The following is a 25,978-nucleotide window of genomic DNA, read 5'->3' as shown; positions in this document are numbered from 1 at the left end:
CGAAGTTGTAAGCTTAAGGACGATGTTGACTGTACATGTTGTCAAGAGGAAATTCTATGAACATAGTAACAACAGCATTATTATAGCACACCAATTGTAATTCGCCTATTCTTTTCCTTTTCAACTGTTCCTTTTTTTGTTATAACCTATGTGAAGAGAATAAGGAGTGGTCGACTATGGAACATCGAAAATGTTATCATGCGCACGTCGTTACACGTGATGATGTCGTTATCGTTATCGAAGGTCCCGTTAAGCCAGAAGTGCTCCAAACGATGGACATGCACAGTGGACTTAACGCCTTCCGACGCCCGCGCGAACAGCACGAAGCCTTAGTTGAGATAGCAGCTTTACCCGAAGGACGCATCATCGTTGCACGAGACGGACAGACCATTGTCGGCTACGTTACCTTCCACTATGCTGACGAACTAGAACGTTGGTCAGAGGGTCAAATGGATGATTTGGTCGAGCTTGGAGCCGTAGAAGTAGCAAGAGAATATCGTTCTTATGGATTAGGAAAAAAAATGATTCAAACCGCGTTTGAGGATGAACAAATGGAGAACTACATCGTATTTACGACCGAATACTATTGGCACTGGGATCTAGAAGGATCAAAATTAAGCGTATGGGATTATCGCAAAATGATGGAAAAACTGATGGAGTCGGTAGATATGATCTGGTACGCTACGGATGATCCTGAAATCTGCTCTCATCCCGCAAATTGCCTAATGGTTCGTATTGGTAAGGATGTTCCTTTGTCATCCAAAGAACAATTCGACCGCGTTCGCTTCAAGCAGCGGTTCATGTATTAGATCGTCAGGAGGAAAGCGCGATGACAGATTCGCATAAGTCTCTATTTTTTCTGCACGATGACGCGCTGCAGTACCGCTTCTATGCAGATCATCCTTTCGATCAGAGAAGAATTGAGATGACTCAGGATCTTTTGTTTCAAATTGGTGCCCTGTATCCAACTGAACAAATTCAAGCAGCCTGCGCTTCACTTGAGGCACTACAATTGAATCACCGTGAAGATTATATTACAGCCGTCAAAGAACTTAGCCAAACGATCCCTGACCCAGACTATCTTGTCCGCACTGCTCAATATGGCCTCGATCACGAAGATACACCATACTTCGAAGGCATGCATGAAGCTGCAAGCGCTATCGTAGGCGGATCCATAGCTGCATGCGAGGCTGTGATGGAAGGGAAAGCGCTCCATGCTCTTCATATGGCAGGAGGTCTGCATCATGCATTCCCTGACAGAGCAGCAGGTTTCTGTGTCTATAACGATGCCTCAATTGCCATAGCGTCTATACGCAAAAAGTACGGTGCACGTGTACTGTATATCGATACGGACGTGCACCATGGCGATGGTGTGCAGTGGTCATTTTACACAGACCCTGAAGTCATGACCTATTCCATCCACGAAACAGGCAAATACTTATTTCCAGGCACAGGATTCGTGCAAGAACGAGGGGAAGGCGAAGGATTCGGTATATGTGTCAACGTGCCACTGGAGCCTTACACTGAAGATGATTCATGGCTATCAAGCTTTCGAGACACGATTGGACGAGCTGCTGCTAGCTTCAAGCCAGATATTATCGTAAGTCAGCATGGTTGTGATGCACACGCCTTGGATCCACTGTCCCACATGCATTGCAGTATGCGAATTTATCAAGAGATGCCTGCTATCATTCATCAACTTGCTCACACCTACTGTAATGGCAGATGGGTAGCTCTCGGAGGCGGAGGATATGACATTTGGCGTGTCGTTCCACGTGCATGGAGCCTTCTATGGCTCGAAATGATTCAGCATCCTCTAGCCGCTCAACTGAGAACAGATCCACTTACACCACTACCCGCTGCTTGGCTGCATAAATGGCAGTACAAGTCCCCTACACCACTGCCTACTACTTGGCTCGATGATACGAGCGATTGGACGCCAATGCCAAGGCGTGAGCTTATTGAGAAGCAGAACTCCCACATTGTAACCTTAGCGCAAGAGTATATTAGATAAATAATGAAAGCCGCTCTTTATATAAGAGCGGCTTAACGTTTATGCAGGCAATTGCTGCAGCATATGATCGATCATTTGATAAGAGCGTTCTGATGCTTCCACTGTAAACTCAGCAAAGTTCACATGTGCCGAGCCATCTGCCTTGTCCGACATCGAGCGAATGATAACGAATGGGACATTATTTAGGCTGCAAGCTTGAGCAACAGCCGAACCTTCCATCTCTGTACAAGCACCATTGAAAGTCTCATATAGCGCTTTTACTTTTTCACGGCTAGCGATGAATTGGTCACCTGAAAGTACGATACCTACCATATGGCGCTGCGGCACAATTTCTTCGCAGACACGTTTCGCTAATTCAATTAGCTGCTGATCAGCACGGAAAATAGAGTTGGATTGGTACGGAATCTCACCCAATTTGAAACCTAATGCCGTTACATCCATGTCATGTTGAATACAGGCAGAAGAAATGACAATATCGCCAATGTTCAGCATGGGATTAACCGCACCTGCAACACCTGTAAAGAGAATACGCTCTACACTAAAACGATCAATAAGTACTTGAGTCGTAATAGCCGCATTCACTTTCCCGACGCCGGACTTACATACAACAACAGAGTGGTGATGCAGCGTTCCACGATAGTAACGATTTCCCGCCTGCTCATGTTCCTCAACTTGACCCATTGCTTGCAATAACAAAGCAATTTCTTCATCCATTGCACCGATAATACCAATTGTCATCTGAATAACCCCCGCTCCTATATTCCGTTATATGGTCAAAAAAAGCCCCGAGATACGGGGCTTCGTACCGCTGTCCAAGCAGACTATTCATTCACATGGCTAATGGACAGACGATGAATGATCTCATGTTGTAAAATGACCTGGGATTGTTCCACATTCTCTTTCTTCATCAACTTTGTGAGCAAACGCATCGCTACAGCACCAATATCATACATAGGTTGTGCAACCGTAGTTAACTGCGGTCGAACCATCGATGCCATGCGGATGTTGTCTACACTAATGATCGAGAAATCGTCAGGAACTTTAAGCCCTGCATCTTGTATCGAATGAATCGCTCCAATCGCCATCTCATCTGTTGCAGAGAAAATAGCTGTTGGACGCTTCTTCAAGCCCAAGAAATACTGCATAGCTTCTACACCGGACTCATAACGATAGTTACCGATGCGAACCATGTCTTCCTTGTAATCAATACCAGCGCGCTCAAGGGCACGCTTGTAGCCTTGGAATCGTGCATATCCATTAGCAGGATCCTGCAACGTTCCACTGATCATTGCAATCTCACGATGTCCATGACGGATCAGCGTATTTACAGCATCAAATGCAGCTGCCTCGTGATCTATATCCACGGACGGCATGATACCGTTCTCATCTCTCGTCGCACATAAAACAATCGGAACAGACGCTGTACGGAAAGCTTGAATATGATCTTCCGTAATGACACCGCCCATGAATAACAAGCCGTCAACTTGCTTCTCCAATAACGTGTTAATAACCCGAATTTCTTTTTCCTTCTTCTTATCGGCGTTACAAAGAATGATATTGTAATGATACATATTAGCAATATCTTCAATACCACGCGCAATCTCAGCAAAGATCGAATTCGAAATATCAGGTATAACAACACCTACGGTCGTCGTCTTTTTACTCGCCAGACCACGAGCAACCGCATTTGGGCGATAGCCTAAACGTTCAATCGCTTCGTATACTTTCTTACGCGTCTGCGGCTTCACGTTCGGATTGTTATTTACAACCCGGGAAACTGTCGCCATTGACACGCCAGCTTCTCTAGCTACATCATAAATAGTTACCGTCACGATCCTTCTCTCCAATTACCGAGTTATTTAATACGTACATACATATTACATTTCATATTACTTTATTTTCTGAAAAATCGCAATGAAGCAATCAGTTTTCATCACAAAATGTCGGATTTTAAGGAGTAGTCGTTAAAACTTGCTCTATATTATCATATCGAATTCTATAATGAGAGTCATGCCACACCACTTGACCGTCTTTTAAGACCAGTACTTGCGGAGACTCATGTTTTATACCAAGCTGATCTGCGCAAGCGAGCGAAACATCACGGTTCTCAACGACGTAAATAAGCCCAAATGAAATGCCCTTCGGTTCAAAAACATCAACGACATGCTTCATTTCTTCATTAGCACTGCTGCTAACCGGACAGCGCGTACTATGCTTAAAAATAACGAAAGTACTTTCGTGGGAACGCTGAATCCCCTGTTGGAGCTCTTCATGTGTGGTGATAGTTTTCATAACGACACCTCTCATTTGCAGCAATAGGCCACAAGATATAGTTTGTCTTTCTATTCCTCTAATCCATTCTATTATGGGTCGATGCTCATTAACTTATTTTAGCCTGATGATCCTCAACTCTAAAACCTGCCAGCTGATTTAATCTACGCTCTATATCCGTCATCCAATCGGTATCTTTGCATGTTTTAGCGACAAGATACACGTCCAACAAATGATTAACACGCTCAGTGCTGATTCTCTCAAATAAGGCAAGATGATCGTCTTCCTTGTATTCCAAGCACTCTTTGATTACGCTGGCCACTTCATGCATATGATCAAACGCAACACTCTGTTCTTCAACCATCCCTTTTTGAACGAGACGGCGCATAATAAACACAACTTCATCTTTTACATTGGGCAGCAGTTCGGAATATTGACAACTTCCACAGGTGTATACGGGCACATGATGTATATGTATTTTACGTGCATGAACAATAGTACGCATTGTAATGTCCATTCCTTGACCACAAGAGCAGTTCTTCTTCATCCGTAATCCCCCTAGCCGGTATATAGTTTCTCTCACCTAACTTCTCTCTCTCTGTAATAGCACAACACGATTAATAATCAATACTATTTCGACTTCTTCCACCGTTATCCTCCTGTACATTCGCATGAATATATTTACAATTCATATACCTGTTATGTTTTCCAATGATAATTCTCTCTCTTGTCCTTGTGAATGACGTCTAAATATGTTAATTTAAGTACGTTTATGGGTAATAAAAAGCAAGCTGCACAAACACTAGCTTATTCTATTCGCCCATCTTGTTTGGATTGAAAGGAGGAAGTCATGATGAGACTTGAAGGCAAGAAAGTCATTGCACTCGTCGATGAAGAGTTTGAAGACCTAGAATTGTGGTATCCCGTATACCGTGCTCGTGAAGAAGGTGCTGAGGTTCATCTTGTAGGTGCTGAGACAGGAAAAACGTATATTGGAAAATATGGTGTACCTGCTACCTCGAATTATGCTTTTAAAGATATTCATACAGCTGACTATGATGGTCTACTCGTTCCAGGAGGCTGGGCTCCAGATAAACTGCGCCGATATGAAGATGTGCTTCGCATCACTCGTGAAATGAACGAGGCTAACAAGCCTATCGGACAAATCTGTCATGCTGGCTGGGTGCTTATCTCTGCAAAAATTCTAAACGGGCGCCAAGTTACTTCTACACCTGGTATTCGTGACGATATGGAGAATGCAGGAGCAACGTGGATTGATGAAGATGTTGTCATTGACGGCAACTTAGTATCTTCACGTCGCCCACCAGATTTGCCTGCTTACGGCAAAGCATTTTGTGATGTACTTGCTCAAGCGTAAGTATAAGTATGATACAAACATACACACGGCTATATTGATGACAACAAAAAGCTCTCGATCCTCGGATCGAGAGCTTTTTGTTGTAGTTTCGCCGATTTATAACGTAAAACCTACATCATCGCTCTACTGCTCAAGCGATTCTGAATTTACATATTTCATGGCTGCCTCTGCTTGCTCAAATGAAGAAGTAGGTGGTAACGATTCGAAGCCCAGCACCCCTTCTATTTCTGCCTTGGTACGGCAGCGATACAGTTGAGAAGCAAGGCTTTTGGAATCCTCACATGAAGTTCTGCGTATCGCAGCTTTAACACGCGGAATCGTACGCGACGACATACTTAGCTCATCAATGCCAAGCGCAACCCACAATGGCACTGCACGCGGATCACCAGCCATTTCCCCACATACCCCGACATGGATGCCTTTCTGCTTCGCAGCTTCAACGGTTTGACGAATTAAACGCAATACAGCAGGATGGTAGGGATCATACATATGAGCGATTTGTTCATTCATCCGATCAACCGCAAGGGTGTACTGAACAAGATCATTCGTCCCAATACTAAAGAAATCTACCTCTTCAGCCAAGAAATCTGCCATCGCTGCTGCTGCAGGCACTTCAATCATAATTCCGATTGGAATGTCCTCGTTAAACGCCTGTCCTTCTTCTCTAAGCTCCTGCTTAGCTTCTTCAAGAATACGTTTTGCGGCCACGATTTCTTCCATAGAGCTTATCATAGGGAACATGACCTTAATCGGGCCATAATCGCTCGCTCGCAATATAGCACGCAGTTGTGTCTTAAATACATCGGTCCGATCCAGACAAATGCGAATTGCGCGATACCCTAGGAATGGATTGTCTTCCTCTGGTATTTGCAAATAATCCATTGGTTTATCTCCACCGATATCCAACGTTCGAATGATGACCGTCTTCTCTCTAAAAGTTTGAGCAAGCTCACGATAAACCGTAAACTGCTCCATTTCATTAGGCGGATAAATTCGATCCATATACATAAATTCTGTGCGGAATAAGCCTACGCTCTCCGCCCCGTTTTGAACAGCTATATCCAATTCCCTTGTTGAAGAAATGTTAGCCGCCAAATGAATAGAATGTCCATCTGTTGTAACAGCAGGCAAGCTTTTAATTTTACACAATTCAGCCATCTCATCTTGAAACACACGTTGACGCTCTTTGTACCATGCCAACACTTCAGCAGACGGTTCAACCAATACATGCCCTTGTTCGCCGTCCACAACGACTTTTTCTCCAGTTTGGATCGGCTCCTTTAGCTTGCCTTCCAGCCCAAGCACAAGTGGGATTCCCAGCGCTCTAGCCATAATAGCAGAGTGTGAGGTCTTCCCACCCATCAACATGACAATACCTAACACATTTTTAGGATTCAAATGCACAAGCTGAGATGGCGACAACTCTTTTGCAACTAAAATATACGGGTTGGCATCCGTCGGAAGTGTAATTTCAGGTGCTCCCAATAAATGCTTCAATAGACGATTGCCGACATCTTTAATATCTAATGCCCGTTCTTTCATATAGTCATCATCCAGCAAGTCGAACATCGTTACGAAATGATCGATCGCTTCTTTGACAGCCACTTCTGCCGCCTTGTATTGGCGTTGGATGATCCCTTGAATTTCATTCATAAACACCGGATCTTCCAAAATAGCCAAGTGAGCATCGAATATCGTTGATTCTTCCTTGCCAACCATCTCGCTAATTTCATTTTTTATATACTGAATCTCATCTTTAGAAGAACGAACACCTTCGTACAGACGCTCAAACTCCTTCGCCAAATCAGAAGGGTCCATCTTCTTCTCAGGAACGTCCCATTCCCACGACGGCAGTACAAAAGCTTTGCCAATCGCAATTCCACTGGATGCACCAATTCCACGCGCTGTTTGTATCATCTCTACTCACCCCCCATGTCCGTCTTCATGCAATACAATTGACAGCACTGACGTCTGTCCTTTCTTTACTATTGTAAAAGGAGCCTTACTCCAAGAAGCTATACGATTCGAGTTTGTAATAACCATAGGCGTTACCAGCGAACAGCCCCTTTTCTTAATATAAGCCATATCGAATTTAATCAATAGTTGCCCAGGCTTGACCTGATCTCCCTCTTTTACAATAGACTGGAAGCCAGACCCATTCAAGCCAGAAGTTTCGATTCCGATGTGAAGCAGAACCTCAACTCCTTCTTTTGTTTCAATGCCAATCGCATGCATCGTCGGATAAATATGGCGCACAAAGCCCGCTACAGGCGCTACAAGCTCCCCTTTATCAGGAATAAAGGCTACTCCATCCCCTACTAGCTTCTTAGCAAATATGGTGTCTGGAACATCTTCGATAGGAATCATACGCCCTTGCAAAGGAGCGACCAGTGATACTTGCTTGCTATCTCGTTGCAATCGTTTTAGCATTTCATCACGAATAAATTCGGAATAGGTTCCAAAAACGACCTGCACATGACCTCCACCTAAGCGAAGTACGCCGACTGCGCCAAGCATTCGTAATGCATGACGATCAATCTTCTTCTCTTGACGTACTCGAAGACGAAGTCTTGTAATACAAGCTTGCACTTCTACGAGATTGTCTTTTCCTCCGAGCGCCTGAATAATTAAAGGTACCCGATGCAGCAAATCGCCTGCCATATCGTCTAACAGTGTTGCTTCTACCCTTCCTGGAGTAGGAATCTGGTACTTCTGTATCGCGAAGCGGAATATACCGTAATACAACAAGCCAAACACAATACCGATAGGCAGTAAGAGCAACCCTTTATTCGCCAAATGCAAATTAACGATATAATCAATGGCTCCAGCAGAGAAAGAGAATCCATGGAGTATACCAAGTTCGAAGGTAATCCACATTGCCAGCCCTGTCAACAAGGCGTGAACAATAAATAAGTAAGGAGCAGCAAACAAAAAGGCAAATTCAATCGGTTCCGTAATTCCTGTTAGGAAAGAGGAGCCTGCTGCTGTTAGGTATGTTTTCTTTACTTTTGGTCTCAAATCTTCCCTTGACTCATGGATAATCGCCATTGCTACGGCTGGCAATGCAAACATCGTAATCGGAAACAATCCTGCCATAAAACCGCCTGCAGTCGGATCTCCAGCAAAAAAGCGAACCATATCGCCGGTATACACACTACCACTCGCATCCGTGAAGCTTCCCACATGAAACCATACTAAGTTGTTCAGCAAATGATGCAGGCCAAATACAATCAACACACGATGAACAACCCCATATAAGAACACGCCAAAGCTGCCTAATGCCATAATTTCATGTCCTATAATCTGAATGACATTGTTTAAGCCAGGAAGAATCTGAATAAATAAAAAGGATAACGCCACAGATAATACGATCATGATAAGTACAACTAACCTAGCGCCACCGAATATTTGCATGTACTCCGGCAGCTTTATCGCATGAAATCTCTCATGTATGGCCCCAGCCATCATACCAAATACAATTCCAATTAAAATAGTCGGTTCTACAACATTAGTTGGCAGCACTTCACTAACAAGCTTATAAAAAATAAAAATGCCGAGCAATCCTGACATCGCTGCAACGCCGGAGTTGTTAGACATACCCAAGGCTACACCAGCCGCAAATAGGTAAGGCATCATATCCAAGAGCCCTTTGGCCGAAGATTGCATCCACGTAGAAGCTTCAACGAAACCAAAGCAGTTGAGCACATAGCCTACAAATAATACAACTGCTATAGCTGGCAGTATCATTAACGGTTGCATTATGGCACGCGAAAGCTGCTGTAATGATCCTAATTGGTTCAAGAGCATCTCTCCTTCACAGTTTCATCATCCTATGACGGTTGGACCCTATAACCGTTGTATATGTTCTTTATTCGTAATCATGAGCGCACAGGAAAATGCCGAAGCAAGACCGCCCTGAATGCAGCAGCCGACTCCGGCATTCCACACGCTCAACGTATCGTTACTATGCATTCATTATAGCATGATCCGTTGAGAATGATGTATGAGATTGTGCGAATGCCATCTTGACATTCACTGTATAAGATGAGTCTTATTCGGATGCAACTTTGCCATGTGGCAGCAGAATAGCATCTAGCACTTTAATGCAAAGATCCATGACAACTGTAAGATCATGCTCTTTCGCGTAGCTAGCTGCTTCTTCGTTGATCACGCCTTGCTGCAACCAGATTGCTCCAGCCCTAACAGACACCGCATCTTTGGCAACATCCAAACAATATTCGCTGCGACGGAATACGTTGACGATGTCAACGGCCTCAGGAACCTCTTGTAAAGTAGCATAGCACTTTTCGCCCAAAATACTTTCTGCTTTTGGATTAACCGGTATAATTCGGTAACCTTTTGCTTGCATCGCTTTGGCAACCATATGTGACGTACGTGTTTCATCTTCAGAAAGACCAACAACAGCGACTGTATTGGCGTTGTTAAGTAATTGTTTAATCTCTTGCTGACTCGGATTTTGATGAGTAGTCATTTGTATACACCTCTATTAGTAAGACTTGTCCATGCTGTAAGCCATTAAATCCATTCTACCTGAGCACCTAGTGCAGTCAAGTGATCAAAGTATTGCGGGTAGGACTTCGCAACATGATGTGCATCCTTAATTCGGATCGGCTGTTTAGCTCGCAGCGCTACAATGGATAACGCCATAATGACACGGTGATCATAGTGCGCATTTATTTCCACGCCACCCTCTACACCTTCTGGGCGTCCATGGACGATAATTTCCGCTTGGCGTTCTTCTACATTAGCCCCTGCTTTGCGCAGCTCATTCAAGTAGTCTGTAATTCGATCGCATTCTTTATAACGTAGATTTTCTACGTTATAGAAGCGAGATGTACCGTCAGCGAATACAGCAGCCGCTACCATAGCCAGTACTGCATCCGTAGCAGCATCTCCATCAAACGTAACTGCACTCAATTGACCGTTCCCCTGAACTCGCACTACATTGTCTTCATGCGTTAAAGGAACGTTCATCATTCGCAGCACATCTATAATAGCGCGTTCCCCTTGCTTACTGTCCTCCGTCAGTCCGCGCAGCGTAACATCGGAAGGCAGTACAGCAGCCGCTGCCAATACGGCAGCAGAACCAGGGTAATCACCCTGTACGCGGTACGTGCGCGCTGCATAGCGCTGATTGCCTGGTATGCGGTATGACATAAGATCTTCACTTGCTTCGATTATGATGCCCGCTTCTCGAATAACTTCCAGCGTCTGTCCTACAACAACTTTGGACTTCAGATCATCTGTTACTTCGATTGTGCTATCTTCAGAAAGCAGTGGTGTGAGGAACAACAATGCACTCAAATATTGCGAGCTTATATTACCAGATACCCGAATAGCCCCACCTTTGAGCTTACCGCCCTTAATCGTGATTGGCAATTTCCCATCTTGATGCTGTATTTCAGCACCAAGCTGTTCTAAAGCATCAATTAAATCATGATGCGGTCTTTTACCTAGTGAATCAGGATACGCGTTAATAAAGTGTACCTCTGGTAGCAAGGATGCGATACCCATTAAGAAACGAAGTACTGCTCCTGCATTACCTACATCTAGCTGCTTAGAATCAGGTTGAAGCACAGGTAGTGCCCCAAATCCCTTGATAACGATCTTTGTATCATCTTCATCAAGCGTCGCACCGAGATCACGAAGGCAACGACGCATCGCATCACTATCTTCGCTGTGTGCAGGATAATAGATTGTGCTTGTCCCTTCTGCCAATGCAGCAACTAGCAAATATCTTGTCGTATAGTTCTTAGATGATAGGGCTTGAATATCTCCCTGCAAACGCGAAATTGGATTAACAATGATATCCATCGAAAACACTCCTCTTCGTGCCTAAACCCCCATTACAACTGGATGTTCCAAAGGCAAGTTTGATTTGACAAATTTATAAAGGATGAATATGATAACGGGGAAAGTATACTATAGGCATTGGTCTAGTTGAACGATGTAATAACATGGGAGGCAACATAACATGCAACCAGTCCCTCAAATGGCAGTTGATACGCTCAAAGCTAGATTAAATAACGGTGAAGCTATCCAGTTGATCGATGTGCGAGAACATGAAGAAGTCGCACATGGCATTATACCTGGTGCCAAGCATATCCCGATGAACGATATTCCGAATCGTATCGATGAGATTGATCCTCATGCTGAAACGATTTTCATCTGTCGAAGCGGATATCGCAGTGAACGTGTGTGTGAATATTTACAGCAAGTCGGAATCAATTGCGGCATTAACTTAGAAGGCGGCATGTTAGCGTGGGCTGAGATTGAAGGTCCAATAGCATAATACTATGCTTGGTCACTCTACTCATATTGCGCGAACTGGCGGTAGTAGACTACAATCTCTTCCGCCAACTGCTGTACATGACGATTGTCCGTCTTCACACTCAGATGGGCAAAATCATACTTCCCTCTACGTTGTTCCATAAGTTCACTGACTCTCTTCGACGCTTCACCTTGCAAAAGTGGACGATTGCGATCATTTTGCACACGCGAGACGATTGTGTGCTCTTCAGCTGTTAAGGCGATCACACAACCGCTATCCAGCATTACTTGGCAATTTCCTTCACGCAGTACTGCTCCACCACCAGTTGCCAATACAACTGGAGAAGTGCATTCCGATACTTTGCTAAGCGCTTCAGACTCATAGTTTCTGAAGGCAACTTCCCCTTCTTCTGCAAAGATATCCGGAATTGATCGACCAGCTAAGTGAATAATTTCTTGATCAAGGTCTACAAAAGGATATGCAAGCTGCTCAGCCAAATACTGCGCTACTGTAGACTTGCCCGTACCCATAAAGCCGATTAAGATTAGATGATTTCTCTTATCGTGTATATGCATACTATATCTCCTACTCCACATAAACTGCCCATATGATAACATAGCTTGAAACAGTTAGACAATGGATACGTATAAAACAAAACTTTTCTACGTAAACATAGTAATACTCAGAACATTCAATAATCCAATAGTACGTGACTATCAATTATACAACTTGTATCGTATCAGCCTATTAATAGGAGTGAACAGACGATGTCTCCATCCCAACTGCCTTCATCCAATGGACGAGCGCTTTCTACTGCCAATCGTATGGCACAAATTCTAGATTCTTCACATCCATTGTGTAAAGACGACATTTTATGGGCTTTAAATATGGTCAAGCAAAAGCTTGCTCAGCCAGATGCACATGTTGATGCTCTAAATCCTGAACGACTGCGCCGTAACTTTCGATACTTTGCAGAAATATCTACGTTAATGCTCAAACGTAACGGGAGATACGGCCAAGAAAGCGAGCGCTTGCGATATTATTTGTCCGAAGCAGCATATGGGCTTTGGAACACAACAACGTCTGCCAACGAAGATACACCATCATGAATAATATATCCCTGCTCCTATCAAAGACCATCCATGAACTATCACACGATGATAAACAACGCCGAGCCCTAGGGCTCGGCGTTGTTGTCTATTATTCGTTAGTGAGCCAGTTATAATGGAACGAACCTTCGCGGTCCACACGCTTGAACGTGTGAGCACCGAAGTAATCGCGCTGTGCTTGCAGCAAGTTAGCTGGCAAGCGCTCTGTACGATAGCTATCATAGTATGCCAATGCAGCCGAGAAGCTAGGTACTGGAACACCGTAAGTAATTGCAGATCCAATCACTTCACGCCATGCATCTTGATACTTCTCAACGATTTCTTTGAAGTAATCATCCAGAAGCAAGTTCTTCAATTCTGGATTCGTGTCATAGGCTTCTTTAATATTGTTAAGGAATTGAGAACGAATGATACAACCACCACGGAAAATTTTCGCGATGTTGCCGTAGTTCAAATTCCAGTTATACTCTTCAGATGCTGCTCTCATTTGAGCCCAGCCTTGAGCGTAAGAGATAATTTTGCTCGCGAACAACGCTTTGCGTACTTTCTCAACGAATTCCGCTTTGTCGCCTGTGAATGGCTTATGCGCTGGACCAGACAATACTTGGCTTGCCGCAACACGCTCTGCCTTCATAGCAGACAAGAAACGAGCGAATACAGACTCGGTAATCATAGTCAATGGAACGCCTAGATCAAGTGCACTCTGGCTTGTCCATTTTCCTGTACCCTTTTGACCAGCTTCATCCAAGATAACATCCACCATTGGCTTACCTGTTTCGTCATCATATTTGGAGAAAATATCAGCTGTAATTTCGATTAGGTAGCTGTCTAGCTCACCTTTGTTCCACTCTGTAAAGATAGAGTGAAGTTCCTTCTCATCTACCCCTACAACTGTCTTAAGAAGGTGATATGCTTCGCAAATTAGCTGCATATCGCCGTATTCAATACCATTATGAACCATCTTCACATAGTGTCCTGCACCGTCGGGACCGATATACGTACAGCACGGCTCATCGCCAACTTTAGCAGAAATAGCCGTTAAGATGGGCTCAACTAGCTTATATGCACTCTCTTGTCCACCTGGCATAATCGCAGGGCCGATAAGTGCTCCTTCTTCCCCGCCGGATACACCAGAACCGATAAAGCGGAAGCCTTTCTCCTCCAAATACGCGCTGCGACGCACTGTATCTGGGAAGTAAGCATTACCTCCATCGATAATGATATCGCCTTGATCTAGATGTGGGAGGAGAGATTCGATTGTTGCATCTGTTGCTTTACCAGCTTGAACCATGATGAGAATCTTTCTCGGTGCTTCAAGCGATTGAACAAACTCCTCGATTGTATATGTAGGCGTAAGCTGTTTGCCTGGCGCTTCACTCATAAGCGCATCTGTCTTTTCGCGGGAACGGTTGAATACCGATACCGAATAGCCGCGGCTCTCAATGTTCAGAGCCAAATTCTTGCCCATGACTGCAAGTCCGATGACACCGATTTGTGTTTTTGCCATATTGGTTCTTCCACCCTTTGTTCTTTATTTAGATAAATTACTGTATAACATTGTTATTGTACCCTTTTTACATGGAGAAGTGAACCCCTCGTCAAGATCATAAATGAAATGAATCTCCTCATAGTGGATACTTGTCCAATCACTCTGCACACAATAAATCACCCTAGCCGCTACACATCACTTTTCAGCAATGCGCCAGGCAGGGTGAAGAGAATAATGTAATACTTACCATTCCAATTGAATCATCTCACAGCGAAGCTGACTTAGCCTTGCTTTACACTGTTCCATCTGGTCAACATCTTCTACCCTCAACGCTTCGGACAGTTCTGTCAATGTTTCATCAATTTCAATTCGCATCATATCCATTCGTTCTTCTGCTCTCGTGGATAAAAAGGTTTGCATCATTTCTTCTGCCGAAACAATTGGACGTTTCTGAAATATGACTTTTTGCTCCAGCCCACATATTTCTACTAAACGAATCCGCTCCCCAAACATAATGTTTTCCACAAATATATGACGATCCTTAAAGCGCTTAACTACTGCGTGACCACGCGCATCTCCAATGAGCTTCTCCATAAATTCAGACAATCGCTCGTCACGCAGCGTATAATCACCTACAATTTTATATCTCTGCTGAATACGCTGAAAACGAAGCTTCACGAGCTTTCTGCCTGTTCGAATGGAGATAATGAACAATGACTCATTCTCACTCCAGTACAGCGAATATCCTTCTCGGATAAGATCGCGGATCAGGTCCTGGATTTGCCGCCGGTCAAAGCGTAACTCCAGATTACAATATTCCACTTCATCGCTGCGATTCACGGCAAATACCTCCTTGCTAACTTCGACTGTAGTTCATCATATGACGGTGCAACTTGGATTATTGACTGGAAATTTAAGCGGAACCAATGAAAATGAAACTTTTCTTCTCAGACTTGCCACTTCGTCTGATGTCTCTTCGATTTTAAATATGTGATAAAATAAAGGTATTCCTGTTCCAATGACAGCACTATGGGGTGTTTATATACCTAACTACTGCAATCGCAAAAGAAACACGAAGGAGACTAGAGCATGACGTTTAACGGTTTTGAATCATCAGATTTTGCAACGTTTCACATTGAAGGATTAGAGCAGCGAATGGAGGGTATTCGCACTCGCATACAGCCAAAATTTCGCGCAATCGGTGAACAACTCGTCGCAGATGCGTCCGTGTTTGCTGGACAAGAAATGCATTTACACATTGCTAAGCACGCTCGTCGCACTGTCAATGCACCAAAAGATACATGGATGGCTATAGGGCCTAACAAACGAGGATATAAATCTTTGCCGCATTTCCAAGTCGGATTGTTCGACGATCATTTGTTTATTTGGGTCGCATTCATCTATGAAGTTGAGAACAAGAAACAAATCGCAGAGCGTCTCTTAGCTCAATCTGACGAACTTATAAATGCCCTCCCTAATCATTATGTCTTGTCCATGGACCATATGAAAAAAGATGCAGCTAAAATTACAGAACTTACGGATGAGGAACTACAGACGACGTTAACCCGCTTCCGTGACATCAAATCCTCTGAATGGCTAGTTGGTCTCCATCTGAAACCAAACGATCCTATTTTGCAGGATGGACAAGCCTTTATAAAGCTCGCATCAGAAACGATTCATACACTAATGCCGATCTATAAAGCTGCAAATATGTAACATCACCATTTCTACGAATAACGCAACTACACAATACATGGATTTAACTCCACGCATGTAAAAGGGCTGTCCTAGCAGGAAATAAACACCTGCAAGACAGCCCTTTATTTTATATCGTTTTCATTCGTATACGTACTTAACCTGATTAAGATATTGTCGTGTTAAGCGAAGAAGTTTGGTCTAAGGAGTTAAAGCGGATAACTAATGCTACTGCAGCAATCGATAGTACCGCTCCGATAATAAATGGCATATTAGCGCTCCAGTTAAATACAGCAGTTGCTAGTGCTGGTCCTGCGATACGCCCAAAACTATCCATCGATGAGTTAAGCCCAGATGCAACGCCTTGACTGACTGTTGTCTTCTGGGTAATCAACGATGTGACACATGGTCGAATTAAGGCATTTCCGATACCAAAAATACATAGGAAAATCGTTGCGTTTACTAGCGTAGATGAGAACAGTAAAAGTACAAAACCTAGCGCTGAAATGACAAGTCCAGCCATAATGCCATACTTCTCTGTTCCCTTCTTAATATAACGGCGCACAATGCCACCTTGCACAAGAGCTCCTGCCAGACCGCAGAAGAAGAACATCCAACCAATATCCCATGCTGTCGTACCTGGTATGCGCAGCATTTGAAAATACATCAACGTAGCTTCAAGTCCGGCCAACGTAAACGTGACAAAAAAGGAAAGCACATACAAATATTTCATCCGTCCCGTAAAGGCAGTCCATCTGGATGGCGAAGAATTGGTGTTGGACATACGCTTCTCAACAGGTAAGGATTCCTTCAATACCAATGCTCCAAGAACCGCTGTTATAAACGTAAGGATTGCCGCTGCATAAAACGGAGCTGCTGAACCAGCAACTTCACTAATAATACCACCGAATGCAGGGCCAAAGGTGAAACCTAAACCAATGGACACCCCAACATAAGCCATTCCTTTTGTACGCTGTTCATCTGTCGTAATATCTGCCACATAAGCTACAATTACTGCCGTGACTGCCCCAGAGAACAAGCCGCCTAATATCCTGGATACATACATAAGCCACAGCATATCCGTACCAATTGCAAATAACAAATAACTTACACTAAATCCACTAATACCGATTAAGATAATTGGTCTGCGTCCAACGCGTTCCGACCAAGCCCCCCAGATCGGCGACACGATAAAGGCCACAAGCGAATAAATCGAAAGCATCCATCCTAAATGCATCTCATTGGCCCCAGTATCCGTTATTGTCATCGGCAATACTGGGATAACGATACCGAAACCAATAAATACCATCATTAGCATGAGCATGACGACAGTTAGTTGTTTATTCATACACTTTCCCTCCGTAAATCCCATCGTACCACAATTTTCATGGCAACAAAATGAACAAACTTCGAATATACCGGAACTGCTTTCTAGCGATGTCGTCGACTGCTGTTGTAATTTGTTCTTGCATTCCGGGGGGTTTTTGTTAAACTAATCCTTGTTTCTTTTAGCCGTCACCTATTTAAGGTGACCGGCATTTCCATATGAAAGGTTGTGAGACCGCGATGGACCATCATCGAACTCCACTATTTACAGCATTGACGAATCATGCATCCCGCAACCCTGTTCAGTTCCATATACCTGGACACAAAAAAGGCGCAGGAGCAGATGAACAATTCCGTAACTTCATCGGTGAGCAAGCATTTTCTATAGATTTAATCAACATTGCTCCCCTTGATGATTTGCACCAGCCTACTGGTGTAATTGCAGAAGCGCAGCAACTAGCAGCTGACGCCTTCGGTGCCGATTATACGCTGTTCAGCGTACAAGGCACAAGTGGAGCTATCATGACGATGATTATGTCCGTATGCGCTCCTGGAGACAAAATTATTGTTCCGCGCAATGTGCATAAATCGATCATGTCAGCGATTATTTTCGCTGGGGCTAAGCCGGTATTCGTATCTCCGGCACGAGACTCCAACCTGGGGATCGATCACGGTATTACAACGCGTTCCGTGAGACGCGCCTTGGAGAGACATCCTGATGCCAAGGCAGTGTTAGTCATCAATCCAACTTATTTCGGCATTTGTGCCAATTTAAAAGAGATTGTTGATCTCGCACATTCCTATGATGTACCTGTACTTGTCGATGAAGCACATGGGGTACTCATTCATTTCCATGAGGATTTGCCAATGTCAGCTATGGAAGCCGGTGCCGATATGGCAGCAACAAGCGTCCATAAGCTGGGGGGCTCTATGACACAGAGCTCCATATTAAACGTAAACACGAAAAATGGCCTCGTCCATATGCATCGTGTCCAAACGATTATTAGCATGTTAACTACAACTTCAACGTCCTATATTTTGCTTGCTTCGTTAGATACGTCTCGTCGAAACCTTGCGTTGAACGGGCATCAAATCGCAGAAACAGCGATTAGGCTGGCACAAGGAGCAAGACAAGCCATCAATGAGATACCAGGGCTGTATTGCTTCGGAGATGATATATTAGGCGGAGAAGCTACACATAGCTATGATGCAACGAAACTGACTATCCATGTACGCCATCTTGGCATTACAGGATATGAGGTGGAGAATTGGCTGCGCGATCGTTTTAACCTCGAAGTTGAACTGAGTGACATGTACAACATTCTATGTCTTGTCACACCTGGAGACTCAGAGGAATCCGTAGGCATTCTGCTCCATGCACTTCAAGTTCTATCGCAAGAACATTTTGAGCGAAATGAAGTACAAGAACTTGTCGTTAAAATTCCAGAAATCCCTCAGCTATCACTCATTCCGCGCGATGCGTTCTACGGGGATACAGAAGTTGTTCCATTCGAACAATCAGCTGGACGCATTATTGCGGAATTTATATATGTCTACCCTCCAGGTATTCCTATTTTGCTGCCAGGTGAAGTGATATCGCAGGAAAATATTGATTATATTCGTGATCATGTTGAGATCGGTCTGCCAGTCAAAGGACCAGAAGATCGTTATATTCAATATGTAAAAGTCATTCGCGAAGAAGAAGCAATATTTGAATAAATATAAAAATTAGTGCTGTTCCATATATAGGATATACTATATGTGAGATGGCCCTTAAGTTAAAAAAGGTCGAGTGTAGGGATTAGTTTTATCCCTTACTCGACCTTTTTCTTGTATTACATTTTAATTCTTTGAGCGTCTAATTAACTTTCAAGTCAGTCCTCATTTTAAAAATCGATTATATTAGAACGAAACCTTCCCTTTCACATGTGCACCATCATCAAGACCAGTCGTTCTTTTGGCAACGACAAGATAATAGGTCTGGTTTGGCTCTAAATTTCTAAAGGTAGTATGGTGTGGCTCATGACTTTCGAGTTGATACCAATGGAAGCTATAAGAGGAACCCACTTTCTTATCTTGAGCAGGCGTTGCACCTTTTTTATACAAGGTGTAATTAACATCTGGGATTTTCTTCGCATTTCTAGATGAATAATAATGTTGTGCTTCGAAGGTAACATTAATGTAATTTCCCGTAACATAGAATGATGCTGTTTGAATACTTTCACCTGGGTACAAATTTGTGTTCCACGTTGCAACAGTAGTATTTGCTGAAGCAACTTGTCCAAACACCATGAAACAAAGTACAAGGACCAAACTCAACACACTAAACTTTTTTCTCATTACACATCTCCTCTTCTTTCTAGAATCAATTGAGAGTTCCACATAGACAAATTATGTTTCCTACATAATTTCAGTGGAAGTATCATTACTTTAAAACAACTAAACGGTAATTTTGTAATTCAAGCTAGTGTGGCTAAAATAACGGATTTTCCTGTACAGAAATTGTTGAATTTTTAGATTTTTTGTCTGAATCTAAATCAAAACTAGTTCTACCTTGTTAAAAGCTGAAAAAGTTACTATCATTAAGAATGAAGTCCTAAATAAATTAAATATGTTGCAGTTATTGCTATAACATATAGAAGGGTGTTCCTTAAGTCATGTATACAACTTAAGAAACACCCTGTTTAGTTTACTAGCAAAGTTTTAGCCAATAGCGAACCGACATGCAGAATCTATTATTTCATTTTATAATTGTACTTGCACGCTCAAAATAAACAACGCAATTGCGACTTAATGTCACCGTTTCCTGAACACCGTGCAGTATAATTTCATAGTTTCCATACGTAACTAGGTCTGCACATACTTGTTGAATGAACTTTACATTAACGAGCTGGCTTTTGTTCGCTTGAAAAATATGTTCAGTTGATAGCTCGTTAAGTTGCTTTAATGAGGATGTCGACCTTATCATGTGACCCACATTATTGTACATTAGCGTAATCGTCGTTTCTTTTCCGTCTTTCGTTATGTATACAATATGCTCCTCATTAAGATGGATATCACGAAAAATGACACTCCCATCAACATCATAAATTTTTTGTCGGCATGTAAGTAATTGTCCATTGGACAAATATGGTGAAGATAAGCGTAATCGATTATCCATGCGCTCCATCACTTTTTGAATACTTTTCTTAAATCGTTCTTCTGTAACAGGCTTGACCAAATAAGATAGTGAATCAAGTTCAAAGCTCTGCTCAGCCATTCGTACATCCATGATGCCTGTGACGACAATAATAAACGGATCATAGCCTTGATGCTTTAGCTCACGACATGCATCAAGCCCTGAAGATTGCTTCAGCCCAATATCAGTAATAATGATATCTGGTACGTAGCGTACATACGATTGGATCAACTTCGCCCCCGTTGAAACGGTATCAACAACGGCAATTCCGCACCCCTCTGCAAGGCTAATAAGCATCTCAGTTTGCGCTAAATGATCTTCCGCAATAATTGCAGTAAATGTTGGATTCGCAACTGTTTTTGCTAACATCATGACTCCCCATCCTGTGATGAAAATTTCATCTTGAAGGCAAATGTAGTCCCTTTTACCCCATCACTGCTTGGTTTCTCGACCCACAACATCCCTTTATGCTTAACAAGCAATTGACTGACCACATGTAGTCCTAATCCTTGGCGTGACGGCTTTCTCGTGAACCCTTCACGAATCAATTCAGGCAGTTCTTCCGATTCTAATATCCTACCTGTATTAAACACCTTAAAGTACAGCCAACTTTCTTTAACCCAGATGCTTATTCTGACGCTGCGCTGCTCTATAGGCAACTGTGTCGTTTCATCGAAAGCATTTGTAAGCAAATTCGTTGAGATTCGAATGAGATCCAATGATTTTTCACCTTCCTGCCTAAGCAATTGTATAGAAGCAATGTCATGCTCAAAATTAACTTTCCTTGCAATAGACTGGCTTAGCGCAAACTGTACAATGGCAGCTAGCGTAGGATCTCCGGTTTTAATCATTTCTTGGATTTCAACAACCTCACCAACTAAAGCCTCTGATACTTGCTTTAATTCTTCATATCGACCCTGTCTAACATACGTATGAATCACATTAACAATATTAAGAAAATCATGCTTCAATCCATGAATCGTAGTGTATAAACTATTCAAATTATCCAAATACATTTTTTCAGCTGATGCAACCACAAGTAGCTTAGACTTGATTAACTTTCTATATACCAATAAAACAACCGCGAAGCTAACTAAAGCTGACGTCCCCAAATCAATAATTATTTTACGAATTTCCTCATCTAGCTTATGTTGAATGACTTCGTAATCGGAAACAATTCCGAGAACAAGGGGAAAGCTAGCTTCTGTTGGGATAAAGCTTTTTAACACCTTTTTTTCGTTTAATTTCAATTGAACATGAACTGTTTTCTTCTCCTCATAAGCTTGCCTCACGTAGCGCTCATCATCTTTTGCCACGAATCTACGTTCACCAAAATAAATAGGCCGCTCCGGGTATGGATTAATATCCCAGTTATTCTGTCTCAATATAACTGGCGGTTTCCCGAATCGAGTTGGATTATACCCAGTAATCTCTACTAAAAACGGATTTTCCGTACGCATGCGAGTTATGTACTTGTCATTATCGACGACTGCATGATGCGACTCTAAATATCGTTCTCGATAATAAGCATTAATCATATAGTCTGTTGTTCCGTCATAGTAGTAACCTAGCTTGTTCAGCTGTGAAGGATCAGAAGAAGTGACATCAAGAGGACCTGACCAATAATTTGGCTTGCGATAGCCTTCATCAATTGTAACGTTATGAGATTCAAATAATTGCTGGAAGGCCTTTAGCCAGAATGCAAAATTATCAGTTGATAAATTTCGTTCCATCGGATTAGAGGAGCGCAAGCCTTTAATGGAATTGCCGACTCGCTGGAAGAGCGTTAAATGAGAGATACCTAATTCATGCGTCAGTTCAATAAGCTGCTCATTTGTTACATCCTCAAGCTTGCGAGGTAACTTAAGCTTTGCTGCAATGGCCGCCATTCGCAAGCTATCAGCCATCAAATTCTCCGAATGATTAGCTACTTGTTGCGAGTACTCGATCATATACAGAATATGACGAGAAACAAGCTCCATCCGTTCTTGATTACTCGAAAGCAGTGCATTTTTCGCGGAGTAATAATAAAAAATATGATTAATGGACAGCAGAAATAACATCAATAGCGCCACAATGGTAACCATCTTTGAGCTTTTCTTCATCAATATACCCTCTTTAATTACTTATGTTGAGCGATTTCGTATTTAGAATGGATAGTTGTGAGAGCATCATTTCTACATTACAGCGCATGAAACGAGGTCGAGCGAGGAAAGACACATTCGTAACAGCTTTTATTTTATACTGTATTTTCCATTTTAGTAAAGTCCTATTTTTTGAGAAACAAAATAAAACAAAGCCCCAAGTCGCCTTGGAGCTTTGTTCATCAAATATTACATTTGATCTTCGTCAATTAGCAACTCTTGATATGCTTGCTGAACACGATCCCACTCAGCATCATCTTCAATCGGGTTAAGAGCCATGCCCTCTTCATCTTCGTCCATACGGAAGATAGCACCGTCAGCTTCAAGGTTGTTGCGCTCAAGAAGAAGCGCGTATAGTTGATCTTCTACGTTAAATGTCTCGACAAGAACCATTTCTACTTCTTTGCCTTCGTCATCAATTAACGTTACAATGATCTCTTCATGAGAATGATCGTGGTCATGGTCGTGACCACAGCCGCAGTCATGTTTATGTTCGCTCATTATGCGGGTCTCCTTTTAGTACAAGTAGTGTAATACTACCGTATCGTATCACGTTATAGTCAACAGGTCAACGCGGAGGAGTGCATGTACAATATTATGTAAAATTGAAATGATGGTTTGTTTTATTTTATAGCTTCCACTTTGATCTGAGACAAGAGTGTAAAATCTTCATTCTTCTTTCTCATATAGCAATTAATTGTATATACACCTTTAGACTTAAAATCATACTTATATTCCTCAGAGCGGAACCAGAAGTTATCCTTCCCTTTAAGTTCCTTCTCCTGAATCGTTGACGTATTTCCCTTTGGATCGGTAATTGTCAATCGAATAGCATCTACCTCTGTCTTCAAGCTATCAACTTGAACGAGTGCAGAGAAAGAAGTACGACCTGTCTCTACTTTGCCAAAAGGATTCTTCCCTTGGAAAAGAAGCATGTGAACATTAGGCTTCTCCACATATAATTTTTTTGTTTTCTCGTCGAAATGTACGAATGCTTGTAACGCATCCTGCAGTTGACGCACAGAGACATAAGTCTTGCCGTCAATGATGTATCCTCCGTCAGCTAACGCCTCGCCATTTAAAGTAACACGCATGTTATCAGCTTCAGCGTGCGCAGGTACTGCAGATAGTAGTGTTCCACCGAACATCATCCCTGCTAGTACAAGTGCAGCAATTCTCCTGCATTTCATTTCTGTTAACCCCCAACTGCTTTGATGTAAATGTATACTCTACTTTTACAGGAGAGTTGCGCTAGAAATAATAACAGAATTGTAACTTTTCATTTTACAACGACCTGATCATTTTATCAAATTCAGACGATCGAGAATGACGATCAGTCGATATACATCTAAAGAGGCGTGCTCCGGGTCACGAACAATTCCGCTACGAACAGCCTTGTCCATACTTGACTTTGCCCAAGTTGGTATTTCCGCAAGACTATTTGCTTGTTCCAGTTGCTTGATTCGCTGTTCTGCTACTACCAATTTGTTTTTTAACTCATTCACCTCATTTCTCAGCTCCTGCATTTTTTTCTCCTCCTCATCCGATTTTGCTAACTCTTCATACAGTCGTGTCCAAGGAAACTTCGGCCCAGGGCAGTTCGCTTTACGAACAGGATCAACTTGAAAATGACCGATAACATAATTGCGATTTAATCGTATTTCATGACCATATTCCCGCTTCACATAATCCCGAATATAGCGATGCAACCGTACCGAAGCCTGAAACTGCTCTTCCGTCAGATCCCCATCCATTCCTTCATGCTCAATAGAAACCGCATACTGATTAGGATTGTAAGGCTTACTACGTACAACCGGTGACAAAGCGTTCGGTATCTTGTCCAAAGCAATACCTTGTGCCCATGCCGCTTGTTCAATCGCCACATATTGATGAATATCTCCTCGCTTTGAAATACCAAAATGAGCAGAAGAGACTTTATTGTTTGGACTTGTAAACCATGAATCCATACTGGACATCGTGCCAGCAGAAATATGATCAACAATGATTGAAGGAACTTGTCCCTTGCGAGAGCTACTATTGGTGTACTCATTTCCTTTCCACACCATTTTCATGCGCGTTGTCCCTCCTTCCTTACCTGCTTAACTCCTGTAAATGATCCACTCCTTTTATGATGTCGTTTCACTTGAAACAAGAACTATCCACTTCTCTATGAACTATCATATTCATGCTAGAATACGTTCGCTTGTGTGCTAACCTAGCTCATGATACATTAGAAATATTGTCGAATTGGCTTGTACATAGGAGGACTATATATGACTGTTAAGCTGCAAATGCTCGGAACCGGGAGCGCCTTCGCTAAGCAATATGCCAACAATAATGGGATCATTAGCACTTCCTCTACGAAGTTGTTCATAGATTGCGGAATTACAGCTCCTCTAGCCTTGCACCAATTAGGACTAACATTCGATCAACTAGACGGGGCCATTATTACGCATCTACACGGGGATCACGTTGGCGGACTTGAAGAATATGGGTTTCAAATGATGTTTCGGTATAAACGTAAGCCTAAGCTGTACATAGCAAATACACTCGTAGAGCCGTTGTGGGAGCATACTTTAAAAGGCGGGATGAGTCAGCCTGGACTAGAATGCTTAGAAGACGTATTTGATGTACAACCGCTCGTACCAGATACAAGCTATGTCATTGACGATGAATGTTCTATCCGTCTTATCCAAACCCCGCATATTCCGAATAAGTCCAGTTATTCTTTATTAGTAAATGAGACTTTTTTCTACAGTGCGGATATGCGCTTCCAGCCTCAACTGCTAGAACAACTCGTACAACAGGGGGTTTCCTCGATTTGGCATGATTGCCAGCTTGTTGGAGCAGGCGAGGTACATGCAACCATAACAGAATTACTATCCCTTCCACCTGCTATTCAATCAATTATTTCATTAATGCATTATGGAGATGAACGATCGGAGTGGGAAGGACGAACAGGCTTGATGCCATTCGTAGAGCCTCATCACGTATATACGATCGTGACATAAGCTGTAGCCAAACTGAACTACTGTGCAACTATTCACGATTTAGCACCATGAACAAAAAAGGGATACCTACC

The 25,978-nt window shown here is 42.8% G+C and carries 26 protein-coding genes; 8 read left to right on the top strand and 18 right to left on the bottom strand.

Going from position 1 to position 25,978, the window contains the following annotated elements; translation table 11 throughout:
* Positions 1–176 precede the first annotated feature (176 nt).
* Together IFO66_RS00815 and IFO66_RS00810 are read left to right on the top strand one after the other, a co-directional pair.
* Positions 177–809 carry a GNAT family N-acetyltransferase gene (locus tag IFO66_RS00815; protein WP_192023324.1) on the top strand — a complete coding sequence of 211 codons (633 nt, stop codon included), beginning with the start codon at positions 177–179 and terminating at the stop codon, positions 807–809.
* Positions 810–829: 20 nt separating this feature from the next.
* Positions 830–2,014, top strand: coding sequence for an acetoin utilization protein AcuC (locus tag IFO66_RS00810; protein ID WP_192023323.1), 1,185 nt, complete (start codon positions 830–832; stop codon positions 2,012–2,014).
* Between the two features lie 39 nt (positions 2,015–2,053).
* On the opposite strand, the gene IFO66_RS00805 is transcribed toward IFO66_RS00810, so the two are convergent.
* The 4 genes from IFO66_RS00805 to IFO66_RS00790 form a co-directional block, all read right to left on the bottom strand.
* Positions 2,054–2,752: a 5'-methylthioadenosine/adenosylhomocysteine nucleosidase gene (locus tag IFO66_RS00805; protein ID WP_192023322.1), complete on the bottom strand. Its 699-nt coding sequence runs from the start codon at positions 2,750–2,752 to the stop codon at positions 2,054–2,056.
* An 83-nt stretch (positions 2,753–2,835) separates the two neighbouring features.
* Positions 2,836–3,846 carry a catabolite control protein A gene (gene ccpA / locus IFO66_RS00800; protein WP_192023321.1) on the bottom strand — a complete coding sequence of 337 codons (1,011 nt, stop codon included), beginning with the start codon at positions 3,844–3,846 and terminating at the stop codon, positions 2,836–2,838.
* 118 nt (positions 3,847–3,964) lie between these two features.
* Positions 3,965–4,306: a bacillithiol system redox-active protein YtxJ gene (gene ytxJ / locus IFO66_RS00795; RefSeq protein ID WP_192023319.1), complete on the bottom strand. Its 342-nt coding sequence runs from the start codon at positions 4,304–4,306 to the stop codon at positions 3,965–3,967.
* 88 nt (positions 4,307–4,394) lie between these two features.
* The gene (locus IFO66_RS00790; protein WP_192023318.1) at positions 4,395–4,832 is read right to left on the bottom strand and encodes a hypothetical protein; all 438 of its coding nucleotides are present in this window, start codon (positions 4,830–4,832) and stop codon (positions 4,395–4,397) included.
* 306 nt (positions 4,833–5,138) lie between these two features.
* Here IFO66_RS00790 and IFO66_RS00785 point away from each other — a divergent pair, with 306 nt between their 5' ends.
* Entirely contained in the window at positions 5,139–5,663 is a 525-nt protein-coding gene (locus IFO66_RS00785) for a type 1 glutamine amidotransferase domain-containing protein (RefSeq protein WP_028595767.1), read from the top strand.
* A 123-nt stretch (positions 5,664–5,786) separates the two neighbouring features.
* Here IFO66_RS00785 and ptsP read toward each other — a convergent pair whose 3' ends face one another.
* From ptsP to aroA, 4 genes are all read right to left on the bottom strand, one after another.
* The gene (ptsP, locus tag IFO66_RS00780; protein WP_192023316.1) at positions 5,787–7,580 is read right to left on the bottom strand and encodes a phosphoenolpyruvate--protein phosphotransferase; all 1,794 of its coding nucleotides are present in this window, start codon (positions 7,578–7,580) and stop codon (positions 5,787–5,789) included.
* Positions 7,581–7,586: 6 nt separating this feature from the next.
* Entirely contained in the window at positions 7,587–9,464 is a 1,878-nt protein-coding gene (locus tag IFO66_RS00775) for a glucose PTS transporter subunit IIA (RefSeq protein ID WP_420488633.1), read from the bottom strand.
* Positions 9,465–9,714: 250 nt separating this feature from the next.
* The gene (locus IFO66_RS00770) at positions 9,715–10,155 is read right to left on the bottom strand and encodes a CoA-binding protein (RefSeq protein ID WP_192023312.1); all 441 of its coding nucleotides are present in this window, start codon (positions 10,153–10,155) and stop codon (positions 9,715–9,717) included.
* A gap of 44 nt (positions 10,156–10,199) precedes the next feature.
* Positions 10,200–11,498, bottom strand: coding sequence for a 3-phosphoshikimate 1-carboxyvinyltransferase (gene aroA, locus IFO66_RS00765; protein ID WP_192023310.1), 1,299 nt, complete (start codon positions 11,496–11,498; stop codon positions 10,200–10,202).
* A gap of 160 nt (positions 11,499–11,658) precedes the next feature.
* Here aroA and IFO66_RS00760 point away from each other — a divergent pair, with 160 nt between their 5' ends.
* Positions 11,659–11,976: a rhodanese-like domain-containing protein gene (locus tag IFO66_RS00760; RefSeq protein ID WP_192023309.1), complete on the top strand. Its 318-nt coding sequence runs from the start codon at positions 11,659–11,661 to the stop codon at positions 11,974–11,976.
* Positions 11,977–11,993: 17 nt separating this feature from the next.
* On the opposite strand, the gene IFO66_RS00755 is transcribed toward IFO66_RS00760, so the two are convergent.
* Positions 11,994–12,530, bottom strand: a complete 537-nt coding sequence (locus tag IFO66_RS00755; protein WP_225445401.1) for a shikimate kinase — start codon at positions 12,528–12,530, stop codon at positions 11,994–11,996.
* Positions 12,531–12,722: 192 nt separating this feature from the next.
* On the opposite strand from IFO66_RS00755, the gene IFO66_RS00750 reads away from it, so the two are divergent.
* Positions 12,723–13,064, top strand: coding sequence for a methyltransferase (locus IFO66_RS00750; protein ID WP_192023307.1), 342 nt, complete (start codon positions 12,723–12,725; stop codon positions 13,062–13,064).
* Positions 13,065–13,155: 91 nt separating this feature from the next.
* Here the strand turns inward: IFO66_RS00750 and gndA are convergent, their stop codons facing one another.
* Together gndA and IFO66_RS00740 are read right to left on the bottom strand one after the other, a co-directional pair.
* Complete coding sequence (gene gndA / locus IFO66_RS00745) at positions 13,156–14,571, bottom strand: NADP-dependent phosphogluconate dehydrogenase (RefSeq protein ID WP_192023305.1); 1,416 nt, start codon at positions 14,569–14,571, stop codon at positions 13,156–13,158.
* A gap of 225 nt (positions 14,572–14,796) precedes the next feature.
* On the bottom strand, positions 14,797–15,393 hold the full coding sequence (locus tag IFO66_RS00740; protein WP_192023303.1) for a hypothetical protein: 597 nt from the start codon (positions 15,391–15,393) through the stop codon (positions 14,797–14,799).
* 249 nt (positions 15,394–15,642) lie between these two features.
* Between IFO66_RS00740 and IFO66_RS00735 the strand changes: the two genes are divergently transcribed.
* Positions 15,643–16,269 (top strand): YktB family protein, encoded by a 627-nt coding sequence (locus IFO66_RS00735; RefSeq protein ID WP_192023302.1) that lies wholly within the window; start codon positions 15,643–15,645, stop codon positions 16,267–16,269.
* Between the two features lie 145 nt (positions 16,270–16,414).
* On the opposite strand, the gene IFO66_RS00730 is transcribed toward IFO66_RS00735, so the two are convergent.
* Positions 16,415–17,596 carry an MFS transporter gene (locus IFO66_RS00730; protein WP_192023300.1) on the bottom strand — a complete coding sequence of 394 codons (1,182 nt, stop codon included), beginning with the start codon at positions 17,594–17,596 and terminating at the stop codon, positions 16,415–16,417.
* A gap of 218 nt (positions 17,597–17,814) precedes the next feature.
* Between IFO66_RS00730 and IFO66_RS00725 the strand changes: the two genes are divergently transcribed.
* The gene (locus tag IFO66_RS00725; RefSeq protein ID WP_192023298.1) at positions 17,815–19,293 is read left to right on the top strand and encodes an aminotransferase class I/II-fold pyridoxal phosphate-dependent enzyme; all 1,479 of its coding nucleotides are present in this window, start codon (positions 17,815–17,817) and stop codon (positions 19,291–19,293) included.
* A gap of 183 nt (positions 19,294–19,476) precedes the next feature.
* On the opposite strand, the gene IFO66_RS00720 is transcribed toward IFO66_RS00725, so the two are convergent.
* The 6 genes from IFO66_RS00720 to IFO66_RS00695 form a co-directional block, all read right to left on the bottom strand.
* Complete coding sequence (locus tag IFO66_RS00720) at positions 19,477–19,914, bottom strand: hypothetical protein (RefSeq protein ID WP_192023296.1); 438 nt, start codon at positions 19,912–19,914, stop codon at positions 19,477–19,479.
* Between the two features lie 400 nt (positions 19,915–20,314).
* Positions 20,315–21,124, bottom strand: a complete 810-nt coding sequence (locus IFO66_RS00715; RefSeq protein ID WP_192023295.1) for a LytR/AlgR family response regulator transcription factor — start codon at positions 21,122–21,124, stop codon at positions 20,315–20,317.
* Positions 21,121–22,857 carry a sensor histidine kinase gene (locus tag IFO66_RS00710; RefSeq protein ID WP_192023293.1) on the bottom strand — a complete coding sequence of 579 codons (1,737 nt, stop codon included), beginning with the start codon at positions 22,855–22,857 and terminating at the stop codon, positions 21,121–21,123. The genes IFO66_RS00715 and IFO66_RS00710 overlap by 4 nt, the downstream gene beginning before the upstream one ends.
* A gap of 228 nt (positions 22,858–23,085) precedes the next feature.
* The gene (locus tag IFO66_RS00705; protein ID WP_028595777.1) at positions 23,086–23,397 is read right to left on the bottom strand and encodes a DUF1292 domain-containing protein; all 312 of its coding nucleotides are present in this window, start codon (positions 23,395–23,397) and stop codon (positions 23,086–23,088) included.
* A gap of 122 nt (positions 23,398–23,519) precedes the next feature.
* A complete protein-coding gene (locus IFO66_RS00700; protein WP_192023291.1) occupies positions 23,520–24,086 on the bottom strand; it encodes a stalk domain-containing protein in 567 nt (188 codons plus the stop codon).
* 108 nt (positions 24,087–24,194) lie between these two features.
* Positions 24,195–24,968, bottom strand: a complete 774-nt coding sequence (locus tag IFO66_RS00695; protein ID WP_192023289.1) for an N-acetylmuramoyl-L-alanine amidase — start codon at positions 24,966–24,968, stop codon at positions 24,195–24,197.
* A 201-nt stretch (positions 24,969–25,169) separates the two neighbouring features.
* On the opposite strand from IFO66_RS00695, the gene IFO66_RS00690 reads away from it, so the two are divergent.
* On the top strand, positions 25,170–25,907 hold the full coding sequence (locus tag IFO66_RS00690) for an MBL fold metallo-hydrolase (RefSeq protein WP_192023287.1): 738 nt from the start codon (positions 25,170–25,172) through the stop codon (positions 25,905–25,907).
* The last annotated feature ends 71 nt before the right edge of the window (positions 25,908–25,978 follow it).

The organism is Paenibacillus arenosi (assembly GCF_014841135.1).
GTDB lineage: Bacteria > Bacillota > Bacilli > Paenibacillales > Paenibacillaceae > Paenibacillus_B > Paenibacillus_B arenosi.
This window is presented reverse-complemented; position numbering and strand designations above follow the sequence as displayed.

Bases quoted from the DNA above. Each gene is read 5' to 3' on its own strand.
- IFO66_RS00710 (WP_192023293.1), bottom strand. From the start codon at position 22,857: ATGAAGAAAAGCTCAAAGATGGTTACCATTGTGGCGCTATTGATGTTA.
- IFO66_RS00750 (WP_192023307.1), top strand. From the start codon at position 12,723: ATGTCTCCATCCCAACTGCCTTCATCCAATGGACGAGCGCTTTCTACT.
- IFO66_RS00770 (WP_192023312.1), bottom strand. From the start codon at position 10,155: ATGACTACTCATCAAAATCCGAGTCAGCAAGAGATTAAACAATTACTT.
- IFO66_RS00700 (WP_192023291.1), bottom strand. From the start codon at position 24,086: ATGAAATGCAGGAGAATTGCTGCACTTGTACTAGCAGGGATGATGTTC.
- IFO66_RS00815 (WP_192023324.1), top strand. From the start codon at position 177: ATGGAACATCGAAAATGTTATCATGCGCACGTCGTTACACGTGATGAT.
- IFO66_RS00790 (WP_192023318.1), bottom strand. From the start codon at position 4,832: ATGAAGAAGAACTGCTCTTGTGGTCAAGGAATGGACATTACAATGCGT.
- IFO66_RS00705 (WP_028595777.1), bottom strand. From the start codon at position 23,397: ATGAGCGAACATAAACATGACTGCGGCTGTGGTCACGACCATGACCAC.
- IFO66_RS00805 (WP_192023322.1), bottom strand. From the start codon at position 2,752: ATGACAATTGGTATTATCGGTGCAATGGATGAAGAAATTGCTTTGTTA.
- IFO66_RS00695 (WP_192023289.1), bottom strand. From the start codon at position 24,968: ATGAAAATGGTGTGGAAAGGAAATGAGTACACCAATAGTAGCTCTCGC.
- IFO66_RS00785 (WP_028595767.1), top strand. From the start codon at position 5,139: ATGAGACTTGAAGGCAAGAAAGTCATTGCACTCGTCGATGAAGAGTTT.
- ytxJ (WP_192023319.1), bottom strand. From the start codon at position 4,306: ATGAAAACTATCACCACACATGAAGAGCTCCAACAGGGGATTCAGCGT.
- IFO66_RS00690 (WP_192023287.1), top strand. From the start codon at position 25,170: ATGACTGTTAAGCTGCAAATGCTCGGAACCGGGAGCGCCTTCGCTAAG.
- IFO66_RS00735 (WP_192023302.1), top strand. From the start codon at position 15,643: ATGACGTTTAACGGTTTTGAATCATCAGATTTTGCAACGTTTCACATT.
- aroA (WP_192023310.1), bottom strand. From the start codon at position 11,498: ATGGATATCATTGTTAATCCAATTTCGCGTTTGCAGGGAGATATTCAA.
- IFO66_RS00730 (WP_192023300.1), bottom strand. From the start codon at position 17,596: ATGAATAAACAACTAACTGTCGTCATGCTCATGCTAATGATGGTATTT.
- gndA (WP_192023305.1), bottom strand. From the start codon at position 14,571: ATGGCAAAAACACAAATCGGTGTCATCGGACTTGCAGTCATGGGCAAG.
- IFO66_RS00725 (WP_192023298.1), top strand. From the start codon at position 17,815: ATGGACCATCATCGAACTCCACTATTTACAGCATTGACGAATCATGCA.
- IFO66_RS00715 (WP_192023295.1), bottom strand. From the start codon at position 21,124: ATGATGTTAGCAAAAACAGTTGCGAATCCAACATTTACTGCAATTATT.
- ptsP (WP_192023316.1), bottom strand. From the start codon at position 7,580: ATGATACAAACAGCGCGTGGAATTGGTGCATCCAGTGGAATTGCGATT.
- IFO66_RS00755 (WP_225445401.1), bottom strand. From the start codon at position 12,530: ATGCATATACACGATAAGAGAAATCATCTAATCTTAATCGGCTTTATG.
- IFO66_RS00720 (WP_192023296.1), bottom strand. From the start codon at position 19,914: ATGAGAAAAAAGTTTAGTGTGTTGAGTTTGGTCCTTGTACTTTGTTTC.
- IFO66_RS00760 (WP_192023309.1), top strand. From the start codon at position 11,659: ATGCAACCAGTCCCTCAAATGGCAGTTGATACGCTCAAAGCTAGATTA.
- IFO66_RS00810 (WP_192023323.1), top strand. From the start codon at position 830: ATGACAGATTCGCATAAGTCTCTATTTTTTCTGCACGATGACGCGCTG.